At 70.7% G+C, this 12,265-nt stretch carries 10 protein-coding genes; 2 read left to right on the top strand and 8 right to left on the bottom strand.

Annotated features, from left to right (window positions below; translation table 11 throughout):
* Positions 1-4: 4 nt before the first annotated feature.
* Positions 5-844 carry an alpha/beta fold hydrolase gene (locus FB453_RS30870; protein ID WP_145795865.1) on the bottom strand — a complete coding sequence of 280 codons (840 nt, stop codon included), beginning with the start codon at positions 842-844 and terminating at the stop codon, positions 5-7.
* A 72-nt stretch (positions 845-916) separates the two neighbouring features.
* Here FB453_RS30870 and FB453_RS30865 point away from each other — a divergent pair, with 72 nt between their 5' ends.
* Positions 917-2,809: an ABC transporter ATP-binding protein gene (locus FB453_RS30865; RefSeq protein ID WP_145795863.1), complete on the top strand. Its 1,893-nt coding sequence runs from the start codon at positions 917-919 to the stop codon at positions 2,807-2,809.
* Positions 2,810-2,913: 104 nt separating this feature from the next.
* Here the strand turns inward: FB453_RS30865 and FB453_RS30860 are convergent, their stop codons facing one another.
* The 4 genes from FB453_RS30860 to FB453_RS30845 all read right to left on the bottom strand — a co-directional run bounded on the left by FB453_RS30860 (position 2,914) and on the right by FB453_RS30845 (position 6,123).
* Entirely contained in the window at positions 2,914-3,447 is a 534-nt protein-coding gene (locus tag FB453_RS30860; protein WP_145795861.1) for a PepSY domain-containing protein, read from the bottom strand.
* Between the two features lie 105 nt (positions 3,448-3,552).
* Complete coding sequence (locus tag FB453_RS30855) at positions 3,553-4,107, bottom strand: DUF5872 domain-containing protein (protein WP_091399566.1); 555 nt, start codon at positions 4,105-4,107, stop codon at positions 3,553-3,555.
* A 28-nt stretch (positions 4,108-4,135) separates the two neighbouring features.
* A complete protein-coding gene (locus FB453_RS30850; RefSeq protein WP_145795859.1) occupies positions 4,136-5,431 on the bottom strand; it encodes a sensor histidine kinase in 1,296 nt (431 codons plus the stop codon).
* Positions 5,428-6,123: a response regulator transcription factor gene (locus tag FB453_RS30845; RefSeq protein WP_145795857.1), complete on the bottom strand. Its 696-nt coding sequence runs from the start codon at positions 6,121-6,123 to the stop codon at positions 5,428-5,430. Before FB453_RS30845 ends, FB453_RS30850 begins: the two co-directional genes overlap by 4 nt.
* 102 nt (positions 6,124-6,225) lie before the next feature.
* Between FB453_RS30845 and FB453_RS30840 the strand changes: the two genes are divergently transcribed.
* On the top strand, positions 6,226-6,690 hold the full coding sequence (locus FB453_RS30840; RefSeq protein WP_145795855.1) for a septum formation initiator: 465 nt from the start codon (positions 6,226-6,228) through the stop codon (positions 6,688-6,690).
* Here the strand turns inward: FB453_RS30840 and FB453_RS30835 are convergent.
* The 3 genes from FB453_RS30835 to FB453_RS30825 form a co-directional block, all read right to left on the bottom strand.
* The gene (locus FB453_RS30835; RefSeq protein WP_145795852.1) at positions 6,687-7,757 is read right to left on the bottom strand and encodes a hypothetical protein; all 1,071 of its coding nucleotides are present in this window, start codon (positions 7,755-7,757) and stop codon (positions 6,687-6,689) included. The two genes, FB453_RS30840 and FB453_RS30835, sit on opposite strands and share 4 nt — an antisense overlap.
* Positions 7,754-8,101, bottom strand: a complete 348-nt coding sequence (locus FB453_RS30830; RefSeq protein ID WP_145795850.1) for a PadR family transcriptional regulator — start codon at positions 8,099-8,101, stop codon at positions 7,754-7,756. Before FB453_RS30830 ends, FB453_RS30835 begins: the two co-directional genes overlap by 4 nt.
* A gap of 106 nt (positions 8,102-8,207) precedes the next feature.
* Entirely contained in the window at positions 8,208-12,143 is a 3,936-nt protein-coding gene (locus tag FB453_RS30825) for a ThuA domain-containing protein (protein WP_186718661.1), read from the bottom strand.
* Positions 12,144-12,265 lie beyond the last annotated feature (122 nt).

Below are 12,265 nucleotides of genomic sequence, written 5' to 3'. Positions count from 1 at the left end.
GACCCTATCGGCTCAGGAAGGCGGCTACCGACCGACGGAAGTCGTGCGGATTCTCGACCCACGGAAGGTGGCCGGACCCGGCGAGGCTCACCCGCTGGCTGTTGGCCAACGCGCGGTGCAGCGAGTCGACGGCCCAGCGGGGCCGGATGTCCTCGGTGCCGTCGATGATCAGCACGGGCAGGTCGAGCGATTGGCACTGCACGACCGTTCCGGAGTTGCGAAGCTCGCGCTTGACCTCGGCGTTGAGAGCCTGGCTGCAGTCGTAGTTGATGCCCAGCCACGGCGTGGCCATGCGATCGGCGTGGCGCAGTGCCGCACTGTGGTCGGCGAAGTCGGCCGACCATTGCAGCACCGCCCATTCACGTTCCTCTGCGGGCGTGCGGTCGCGCGCGCTGAGGGCCTCCCATCGGTCCAGGTGAGGCCCGAGCCGCAGCCTCAAATTCCGCTTGTAGTGCGGATGCCAGCCGCGATCGGGATCAATACCGGTCCCGGACACGTAGATCAGATGGCTGACCTGTTCGGGGTGTTCGATGGCGTACCGCAACGCCAGGTGTGCACCCCATGAATGGCCCAACAGGGCCGTCCGCGGACCGGCCAACTGGTCACGTACCGAGTCGAGATCGGCCACGAAGCGGGCGATGCCATACGGTCCGCGCCGCTGCGAGCGTCCACAGCCGCGCTGATCCCATCGGATGGTGCGGGCATGTTTTTCGAGCAGCCGGGCTACCGGGGCGAGATAGTCCCACAGACCCGGACCCCCGTGACAGAGCACCAGAGGCGGCCCGGCGCCGGCCTGTTCCGCCCACAGGCGGCAGTCGTCGTCGCCGCGCACGCCGGGGTCCATATCGCCAGTATCGCGTGGCGACTTGACCTCAAGCTCGGGTGAGGTCCTAGCCTCCGGTATCGGAGGTTACGCATGAGCATGGAATTCACGGCGTGGACGTCTTTGCACCACGCGATGAACGCGCAGGAAAAACGACCGCTGTCCCGCGCCACCTTGAAGCGGATCGCGCAGTTCGCGCGGCCGCACCGGGCCCTGATCGTCAGGTTCCTGTTGTTGAGTGTGGTGACGGCGGTCCTCACGGTGGCGGCGCCCGTTCTCGCCGGTCGGGTGGTCGACGCGATCGTCGACGGCGCCGACAGCGGCGTGGTGATCCGGATGGCCGTGCTGATCGCCGCGATTGCCCTCGCCGAGGCCGGGCTGGGTCTGGTGACGCGATTTCTCTCCGCCAGCATCGGTGAGGGGCTGATCGTCCAACTGCGGACGACTGTCTTCGACCACGTTCAGCGCATGCCGGTGGCGTTCTTCACGCGGACCCGCACGGGTGCGCTGGTCAGCCGCCTGAACAACGACGTGATCGGCGCGCAGCGGGCCTTCAGCGACACCCTGTCGAGTGTGGTCGGCAATGCCGTCACGCTGATGCTGACGTTGGCCGTGATGCTCACCTTCTCCTGGCAGATCACGCTGCTGGCGCTCGTCCTGCTGCCCATTTTCGTTCTCCCGGCTCGCCGGATGGGTTCGAGGCTCGCTCAGTTGCAGCGTGAAGCGGCCGAGCACAACGCGGCCATGAGCACCCGGATGACGGAGCGTTTCTCCGCACCCGGTGCCACGCTGGTCAAGCTGTACGGGCGGCCGGCCGAGGAGTCCGCCGAGTTCGCGGCGCGGGCACGTCGGGTCCGGGACATCGGCATCCGCGCCGCGATGCTCCAGTGGGTCTTCATCACCGCGCTCACCGTCGTCGGCTCGCTGGCACTGGCCCTGGTCTACGGGCTGGGTGGTCTCTACGCCCTACGAGGCAGCCTCGACGCCGGGACGGTGGTCGCCCTCGCACTGCTCCTGTCGCGGCTCTACGCGCCGTTGACCTCGCTGGCCAGTGCCCGGGTCGAGGTGATGAGCGCGCTGGTGAGCTTCGAGCGGGTGTTCGAGGTCCTCGACCTCAAGCCACTGATCCTGGACAGGTCCGACGCCCGGCCCCTTCCGGAAGGGCCTGTCGCGGTCGAGTTCGACGGGGTCCGGTTCGGCTACCCCTCAGCGGACAAGGTGTCGCTCGCGTCCCTCGAGGACGTGGCAAAGCTCGATACCCGCGGCGGTGAGGAGGTGCTGCACGGGGTGTCGTTCCGCGCCGAGGCGGGGCAGATGGTGGCGCTCGTCGGCTCCTCTGGAGCGGGCAAGTCGACGATCGCGCAGCTCGTGCCTCGCCTGTACGACGTCGAGGACGGCGCGGTGAAGCTGGCCGACGTCGACGTACGTGAGCTGTCGGCCGAGTCGATCCGGACGGCGTTGGGCGTGGTGACCCAGGACGGGCACCTCTTCCACGAGAGCATCCGCGCCAACCTGGCGTTCGCCCAGCCGGACGCGACCGAGGACGAGATGTGGGAGGTGCTCCGCCGGGCCCGCCTCGACGACCTGATCCGCTCACTTCCCGATGGGCTGGACACCGTCGTCGGCGAGCGTGGATACCGCCTGTCCGGCGGGGAACGGCAACGGCTCACCATCGCGCGACTGCTGCTGGCTCGTCCGCGCGTGGTCATCCTCGACGAAGCCACCGCGCATCTCGACTCCACCTCGGAGGCGGCGGTTCAGGATGCCCTCGCCGAGGCGCTGACCGGCCGGACGAGCGTGGTTATCGCGCACCGGCTCTCCACCATCCGGGCGGCCGACCAGATCCTCGTCGTGGAGGCGGGACGCATCGTCGAACGCGGGCGACACAGTGATCTGCTCGCAGCCGGTGGCCGCTACCACGAGTTGTACCGCACCCAGTTCGCCCAGGACCAGCCGACGGTCCAGGAGCAACGCGTCGCCATATGAGGCACGCGGTGATCGGTCCGCCCACGAGGGACAGTTCGACCACCGCGTCACAGCGCGCCGCCGCTCACCCCCATGGAAGCACCCGGGGTGAGCGGCGACCGCGGTCAGTCGTCGTCGTCGTTGTCGTCGTTGTCGTCGTCCTTGTCGTCGGCGTCGTCAGCGTCGTCGTCGGCGTCGTTGTCATCGTCGTCGACCGGCTCCTGCTCGGCCTTGACCACCGAGCCGTTGTCCCGGTCGACGTCCACCTCGTGCTCGGTGTCGCCGGCGACGATCTCGACGCTCCACACCGGTCGGCCGTTCTCCTGCTCGGCTTCGACCTCGACGATCTGACCGCCACCGGCCTTGGCGAGCGCGATCTCACCGGCGCGCTTCTCGTCGACCGCGCTGCTCGCGGGCGCGCTGCCGGTCGACGGCGTACCGGACGGCGTTCCGCTCGACGGCGTACCCGATGGGGTGCCGGCCGACGGCGAACCCGTGACCACCGGCGCGTCGGTGGCCGTCGGCGCGACGGTTGCCGCAGCGAGTGCCGTGCCGCCAGTCCGCGAGTCGTTCGCGGCGTTGACGCCGAGCGCGACCCCGGCCACCGCCAGCACCGCCGACCCGCCGACCGACGCCAGAAGCAGATTGGTGCGCTTCATCGTGGTGTCCACCTTTCCTCGGTTGTCGACTTCGAGGATCGGCCAGATGTGGATAGCACCGCGCTGTCCGGACGCTAAGGGCGGGTTAAGGCGGTCAGGGGCGGGTCAACCGCGCCGGTTGAGTTCCGCTTCCAGCCGCTGGACGAGCGTCTTGCGGTCCTTGCTGGCGCGCTCGTTACGCAGCGCGGTCTTGAGCTGTCGCGTGTCGAGGCCACGGACCAGCTTGGCCGCCTCCGCGACCGACATCTCCGTCATCCGCCCTGCCGTGGTGGCGTCCCGACGCGCCCGTTTGGCCGGCCCGGTGTTGGCGACGTACTGCTTGCCGGATCGGGACGCTTCGCGCTTCTTCGTGTCGGTCGCGCGCTTCTGGTTCTCCGACATCTCCTCCCAGGCCTTCTTGGGCAGGTAGCGACTCGTCGTGGCGCCCTTGCGCGCACGGGTGTCGCCCTCCTTCGTCTGCCATTTCTCGTTGCCCCAGCGTTGGAGGGACTTCTGCCGCTCGTCCTTTTCGCCCAGGAATCCGCCGCCGCGCTTCTTGTACTCCTGAGTGACCAGCTGCGACTTGCGAGCCGACCACTGCCCCGGCCGGCCGCCCTTGTCGGAAGCCTTGACCTCTTCCTTGATCTGCTCTCTGAGCTCGGGTTTCGTATACCGCGCCATGACTGGCAGCTACCCGGCACCGCAGCGGCTATGCGTCTCGCGGCGACGTCGGAGGCCCGAGCCGGAGCAGCACCTGCGCACCGCCCTGCGGGCCGGCCCGCACCTCCAGTCGACCGCCGGCGGCCTGCGCGGCGCGCCGGGCGATGTCCAGGCCGAGGCCGGTGGACCCGGCCGCGCTGGCGCCCCGCCGGATCGCCCCGGCGGGCATGCCCGGGCCCTCGTCGGCGACCGTGAGGACCACCTCGCCCGCCTCGCCCGCCTCACGGGCGAGCCGGACGGCGAACGGCGTCCCGTCGGGGGTGTGCGCGAAGACGTTGCCGAGCAGAGCGTCCACGGCCGCCGTCAGGTTGTCGGCGGCCACACCGACGGGAAGAGGGCCGGGCGTCAGGTCGAGGCTGACGGCCCGGCCGGTGTCCTCGGCCAGCACCGACCAGAACGCGACCCGGTCGGCCACGATCGCCGCCGCGTCCGAGGAGGCCGGTTGCGCCGGTGCGTGCCGCCACCGGGCCTGCCGGATCAGCCCGGTGACCGCGCGCTCGAGCCCGTCGGCGGCAGCGGTGATCCGGACGGCGTCGTCCGGGTCACGCAACGACTCCGCCTCCAGCCGCAACGCGGTCAGCGGCGTACGCAGCTGGTGGGACAGGTCGGCGACCTGTTCGCGCTCCTGCACCAGGAGCACCTGGATCCGGGTGGCGAGATGGTTGAGCGCGCCGGCCACCTCGCGCAGCTCGGGCGGGCCGGCCGGCGTGACCCGGGCGTCCAGCTCGGCGTTGGCCAGCCGGTGTGAGACGGCCGAGAGGTCGCTGATCGGCCGGACCAGGGTGCGCGCCAGCCGGTCGGCGACCAGCAGCCCGATCAGCACGAGGATCACCCCGAGCAGCGCCAGCACCAGCCAGGCCCGGGTGACCCCGGCAGTCAGCTCGTGCTGCGGCACCGCGATCCGGATCACTCCGGTGCCGTCCGCCCGACCCTGCACGGCGATGACCACCTCCCGGCCGGCCGCCGACTCGCCGGTGAGGCTCTGTCCGCGCGCGGCGAGGGCCACCGCGGGCGTACGAGGCGTCTGGGCGCCGAGCACCGTGCCGTCGGGCAGGAAGACGCTCACCGGTCGACCGGACTCCGCGGCGAGTTGCTCGACGGTGAGCCGGATGGTCGCCGCGTCGGCGGTGCCGACCACCGGCACCAGGCTCTGTGCGTCGGCGGTGGCCCGAACGGTGGCCCGGTCCTCGGCGACGGTGCGGACCAGCAGCGCCAACGGCACCAGGAACGCGATGAGGGTGAGGACGCTGACCGCGGCGACCAGCAGTGCGAGACGTGCCCTCACTGCTGCGCCGCCGGGGCTTCGAGACGCACCCCGACACCACGCACGGTGTGCAGGTAGCGGGGCTGTTGGGCGTTCTCCCCCAACTTGCGGCGCAACCACGACAGGTGCACGTCGACGGTCTTGTCGGCACCGCCGTACGGGATCTGCCACACCTCCGTGAGCAGCTCACGTTTGGAGACCACCTGGCCCGGTCGGCCGGCGAGGTGGTGCAGCAGGTCGAACTCGCGGGGCGTCAGCTCGACCGCGACCCCGTCCAGTGTCACCTGCCGGGCCCGGGGGTCGACGCGGAGCCCGCCGACGACGAGCGCCGGGACCTGCCCGTCGGCGCCGGAAGGGCCGCGCCGCAGCACCGCCCGGACGCGGGCGTCGAGCTGCGCCGCGGTGAACGGTTTGACCACGTAGTCGTCGGCGCCCGCGTCGAGCACCCGGACGATCTCGGTCTCGTCGTCACGCGCCGTGGCCACGATGACGGGCACCGAGCTGACCGCGCGCAGCATCCGCAGCAGCTCGCGTCCGTCCAGGTCGGGCAGGCCCAGGTCGAGCACGACGAGGTCGGGTCGGTCCTCCAGCGCGTCGCGGAGCCCGGCCATCGCGGTCGAGGCCGCCGCCACCGCGTGGCCGCGTTCGCGCAGGGCCCGGATCAGCGGGGTACGGATCGTCAGGTCGTCCTCGATGAGCAGCAGGCGGGCCACAGCTGGCAGGCTAACCGCTGCGGCTGGCGGCGTGGCGCACGTTAACCATGCCTTAGCGTTCGGATGTGCGAACGACAAGGACGGATCGGGGATAGTCAGGGGATGGGCCGTCGTTCGATCCTCGTCGCCACCGGTTGGGTGGCCACCGCCGCCATCGCCACAGTGATCGGGCTGGGCGCGATCCGGTTGGTGGGCGAGAGCCTCACCGGCACCCCGGGCGGGGTGCGCAGCGAGGCCGAGATCGAGCGGGCGCTCGCCTCACCGGAGCCGGCGCCGACCGGCACCACGGGCGCCGCGCCGGCCGGGCCGGGCACGACCAGCCCCGCGCCGAACGCCAGCTCCGGGGCCCGTCGGGGGTTCGCCACCGACGGCGGCACGGCCGTGGCCGAGTGCGGCGCTGGCGGGGTACGCCTCGTCTCCTGGGCGCCCGCGCAGGGCTACCGGGTCAGAGACGTGGACCGGGGCCCGGACGACGACGTCGAGGTCACGTTCCAGGGGCCGACCCGGGAGTACGAGTTGAAGGTGCGCTGCATCGGCTCGGAGCCGGTGGCCGTCGCCGACGACTAGGTGCTTTGCTCGCGGTCCGCGTTTCGGCCGAGGGCGACCATGCGCAGGGTTTCCTCTCGACGTCGGACGAGCAACGCCCCGGCCAGGAAGGTCACCGGCGCGACCAGCACCAGCATCGCCCACTGCGCCGGCACCAGGGGGATGGTGTGTCCCATGTGCATGGTCGAGGTGACCCAACCGGCGAGGGCGCTGTCGATCACCAGGACGAGGGCTGCCACGGGCAGCAGCATGACGACGATCCGTCGGCGTACCTCCGCAGTGAGCGTGACCACCGCGATCACCATGGCCAACGCGGCGGCCGCCAGGCCCGCAACGTAGAGCCAGAGCACCAGCTCACTGCTCGCCTCGATGTCGTAGAAGACCTGGTACGACACCCCACCGACGAAGGAGAACGCTGGGCTGGTGACCCGGTTCGTCACCAACAGCGCGACCATCGCGGCCGGTGCTAGCACCAGCGCCAGCAGTCGGCGTACGCCCAGCACCGCGATCGCCCGGCGGCGCGGCACCGGCACGGTGAGCGCGGCGGCAGCCACCACGGCGAGGGCGAGCTGCGGCAGCATGTCCACCACGTACGTCGGGTTGTCATTCGTCTGCGGGGCGACGAGCGCACCCCAACCGAGCACGCCGGCCCAGGCCAGACCGGCGGCGACCCAACGCCACCCGACCAGCACCGCGGCGCAGACGCCCGCCCAGCCGGCGACGCGCAGCCAGTCGACGAGATCCGGGCCGCTCGGCGAAAACCCGGGGGGCAGGCTCGGCGCTAGGACGAGCTGGTCGAGCAGCGCTTTCCCGGCGAGGGCCAGCAGGACGACTCCGACCAGTAGGCCGGTCACCGTCGCCGCATCCGTCCAGCTCGGCTCGGTGAACCCCCGCGCGCCCACCCGCAACCGCGCCCGCAACCCGGCGCCGACCACGTTCCGCACGTCCGCGGCGCCGGGTCGCCGCTGGCCCGGCCGCACGCCGGCGAGGAGCACGGCCAGCATCTCGTCCTCGTACACCCGGCGGTGTTCCCACGGATAGACGGCCAGCAGCCGTCGGTAGCGGCGCTCCAGATCGTTGCTGCTCACGCCGCTCCCCCGTCGGTCAGTAGGCCGCTGCGGCGCAGCCGCAGGCGAGCGGCATCCGCGTTGTGTCGCAGGCGGGACGCCTCTTCGGTGAGCCGCCGCGCGCCCAGGGCCGTGAGGCGGTAGTAGCGGCGCAGTCGAGACTGCACCACCTCTTCGCGCTCGACCTCGATGAGGCCGTCGGCGCGGAGCCGGTCGAGGACGGCGTAGAGAGTGCCGGCGCGTAGGCGCACCCTGCCGTCGGAGATGCGCAGCACGTCCTCGATGACGGCGTACCCGTGCATGGGCGTCTCCGCCAGCGCTGTGAGCACCAGGAACGTCGGTTCCCGCAGTGGAGCTTCAGCCATGCCAGCGAGCATATACCGATAGAAGGTATATGCAAGTGACGGCGAGCCTGCAGCGACGAACGTGGCCGGCACGGATCGACGTGCCGGCCACGTCATCGGTGGTGGTTCAGCTGGCGTACGCCTCCAACTCCCAGAGCGAGTGGCCATATCCGGTGCCCCGGGCAGTGCCGTAGATCCGCAGGTAACGGCCGTTGGCGCCGAGAGCGGCGTGCTCGTCCACGCCGCCGTCGGCCCCGGTCACCGTCTTCACTGTGGTCCAGGTGGTGCCGTCGTTCGAGGTCTGGATCTGGTACGCGCTGCTGTACGCCGCCTCCCAGCTCAGCTTGACCCGGCCGATCGCGGTGGGACTGCCGAGGTCGACCCGGATCCACTGCGGGTCGGAGAACGTGCTCGACCAGCGGGTGGTGAGGCTGCCGTCCACTGCCTGGGCGCCGGACACGTCGGCCCCCTCGTTGCTGGACGTCGACGTGGGCTTGTTCAGCAGCAGGTTGCCGCCGGTCGGGCTTCCGGTGCCGCCGTACACCTCGAACTCGAACAGCGAGTAGCCCCAGGCGGTCCCCCGGGTCGTGCCGAGCAGCCGGACGTACCGGCCGGACCCGCTGAGCCCGCTCAGGTCGTCCACCCCGCCATCACCACCGGTCACCGTACGGATCGTGGTGAAGTTGACTCCGTCCGGCGAGGTCTGGATCTGGTATCCGCTGCCGTACGCCGCCTCCCAGGTCAGCTTGACCCGGTTGATGGCGTACGTGGCGCCGAGGTCCACGTCGATCCACTGTGGGTCACCGAAGGCGCTACCCCAGCGGGTACCGGCAACGCCGTCGAACGCGTTGGCCGCGGTGAACGCGCCCTCGAAGCTGGACGCGCGCGCCGGCTTGCCCCGGGCCAGGTTGGCACCCGGCTCGGGATCCGGGTCCGGGTCAGGTCCGGGACCGCCTGGGCTGGTGGAGAGGGTGAACTCGTCGATGTCGAAGTACGGGCCGACGCCCTTGAAGACCAGGAAGAGGGTTCGGGTGCCGGTCGGGGCGGTGACCCCACCGGTGACAGTGGCGAAGTTGGCGTACCCGCCGGTGGGAACGACGGTGGCCGAACCGACCAGCGGCCCGGTGGGCGAGTCGACCCGCAACTCCAACGTGCCGCCACCGCCGGCCGGTGCACCGACCCGGGCGCTGAACGACTGGACGCCGGTCAGGTTGTAGGGACGGAACGAGATCCAGTCGTTGTTGTCGATGTAGCCGACCGCCGCGCCGCCGTGCCCGGCTGCCCCGGCGACGATCTGGATGCCGGACGAGTCACCGAAGTGCTCGGCCTGGCGTACCCGAGGTTGCAGCACCGCCTGAGTGTGCGTGGTCAGCGCCGGCTGGCCGCCCCCACCCAGGTCGGTGTACTCGGCGTCGATGATGCCGAAGATGTTCGCCGCCGAGTCGTGCTCGCCGTCGGCCGAGGTCTGGATGACCCCGGTGCAGCCCTGCACACTGCCGAGCTGGTGGCCGTGCGAGTCGTGGCCGAGGACGTAGTTCACCTTGACCCGGGCGCAGTTGATCGCGCCGTCCTGGGCGTCGGTGACGGTGACGGAGAACGGCACCGCGTCCCCGAAATTGAAGGTCTGCCCGTTCAACGGGGTGTTGACGGTGACCACCGGGGCGCTGTTACCGACCGTGACGACCACGCTCGCGGTGGCCGTCTTGCCGGTGGTGTCCCGGACCGTCAGCGTCGGGCTACGGGTCCCGTTGGTGGTGTACGTGAAGCTCGGGTTCGCCGCTGTCGAGTCGGTGGTGCCGTTGTTGTCGAAGTCCCAGGCGTAGGTGAACGGGTCACCGTCCGGGTCGAGGGTGCCGGCCGAGGAGAAGGCCACTGTCAGCGGCGCGTTGCCGCTGGTCGGCGTGGCGGACACCTTGGCGATGGGTGCTCTGCCCTCGCGGGCGTACTCGATGCGGTAGAGCGCCGAGTTGGCGTCGCCGTTGAACCAGCCGGTGCCGTAGTCAAGCACGTAGAGCGCGCCGTCCGGGCCGAACTCCATGTCCATGACCTGGGTGCCGGTCCACGGGAACGGGTTGATCTTCAGTGGTTGGCCGGACGCGTCGAGCTTGATGTTCTTGATCCAGCGGCGACCGAACTCACCGGCGAAGTACGTCCCGTCGTAGTACTCGGGGAACGCCACGGGCGAGGTGTTGTTCGGGTCGTACCGGTAGACCGGCCCGCCCATCGGCGACAGGCCACCGCCGGTGAACTCCGGCGGCGAGCCGGAGCCGCCGTACGGCAACCAGGCCGAGACGGCCGGCGGCAGCTGGGTGATACCGGTGTTGTTTGGCGAGTTGTTCACCGGTCCACCGGCGCAGTTGAACTTCGCTCCGGACGGCCCGGACGGGAAGGTGTAGTCGTTGTAGGCGTCGTTGCGGGCGGTGCAGTACGGCCAGCCGTAGAAGCCGGGCCGGTCGATGCGGGCGAACTCGACGTTGCCCGCCGGCCCCCGGTTCGGGTCGGCGGTGCCCGCGTCGGGGCCGTAGTCGCCGAGGTAGACGATGCCGGTGGCCTTGTCCACGCTCATCCGGAACGGGTTGCGGAAGCCCATCGCGTAGACCTCCGGGCGGGTCCGCGCGGTGCCCGGGGCGAACATGTTGCCGGCCGGGATGGTGTAGCCGCCGGCCGCGCTCGGCTTGATCCGGAGGACCTTGCCGCGCAGGTCGTTGCTGTTCGCCGAGGTGCGCTGGGCGTCGAAGGCCGGGTTACGCCCGGCCCGCTCGTCGATCGGGGTGAAGCCGGCCGAGTCGAACGGGTTGGTGTCGTCACCGGTGGACAGGTAGAGGTTGCCGGCCGCGTCGAAGTCCATGTCACCGCCGACGTGGCAGCACATGCCCCGGCTGGTCGGCACGTTCAGGATCAACGTCTCGCTGGCCAGGTTGATGGTGTTGTCCGCGTTGACGGTGAACCGGGCCAGCCGGTTGACGCCCTCCCAGACGGCGAAGTCGGCCGGGGTGCCGGTGGCCGGCGCACCGCCACCGGGGGTGCTCAGTGGTGGCGCGAAGTACGCGTACACCCAGCGGTTGGTGGCGAAGTTCGGGTCGGCCTTGATCCCCTGCAAACCCTCCTCGTCGCCGGTGTAGACCGGCAGGGTTGCGGCGATCTTGGTGTTGCCGGCGGCGTCGGTGTGCCGGATCACGCCGTTGCGCGAGGTGTGCAGCACGCCCCGGTCCGGCAGGACGGTGAGGCTCATCGGCTCACCGGTCTCGGCCGCGCCCTTGGCCAGCTCCACCTGCTGGAAGCTGCTGGTGACGGTGGGGCCACAGTCTGCGTCGACCGCGCCGGCGGCCGTCCGGATGCCGCCGAGCAGGTGCTGACGGAAGTTCGCCTCGGCGTACGACGCGTCGGTGTGCCCCAGGCCCGTGTACCAGGCTCGGCCGCCGGAGTAGTTCTGGCACCAGGAGATCGGGTGGTCGGCGCCCATGCTTCCGCCCGTGTAGGTGCTCTCGTCCAGGGTGGCCAGCACGTGCGCGTTGCCGCGGGGGTTGGTGCGGTAGTTGTACAACTCGTCGAACCGGTTCCACCGCTGCGGCAGTGCCGCGGTGGACGGGTGCACCTGGTCGGCGACCTTCACTGTGACGTTCTGCTCGGCCGGGTGCGAGGCGAAGTACGCCCCGACCAGTCCCCCGTACCAGGGCCAGTCGTACTCGGTGTCGGAGGCGGAGTGCACGCCCACGTACCCGCCGCCGCCGGTGATGTAGCGCTCGAACGCGGCCTGCTGGGCGGCGTTGAGCACGTCGCCGGTGGTGGAGAGCCAGATCACCGCGGCGAACCGGTCCAGGTTGGCGTCGGTGAACTGGGCGGCGTCCTCGGTGGCCTCGACGGTGAAGCCGTTGGCGGCACCGAGTTGCTGGATCGCGGCGATGCCGGGGGTGATGGATCCGTGCCGGAACCCGGCGGTCTTGCTGAAGATCAGCACGGTGAACGGTGCGGCGCTGGCCGTGGGTGGCGAGGCGACGATGCCGCCCGCCACGAGGATCGTGCTCAGCGCGAGGCCGAGCCACGATCTCAGGGATCTGCGCACAGTGGGGTCCTTTCGCGGTGCGAGGGACGGCGTGCGCCGATCACGCCTGGCGGTGGTGGGACGAGACATGTGAATGCATCGTTGCGTTCGGATCACGGGCGCGTCAAGCACTCTCCCACCAT

It is taken from the genome of Micromonospora sp. CNZ322 (assembly GCF_007827755.1).
This window is presented reverse-complemented; position numbering and strand designations above follow the sequence as displayed.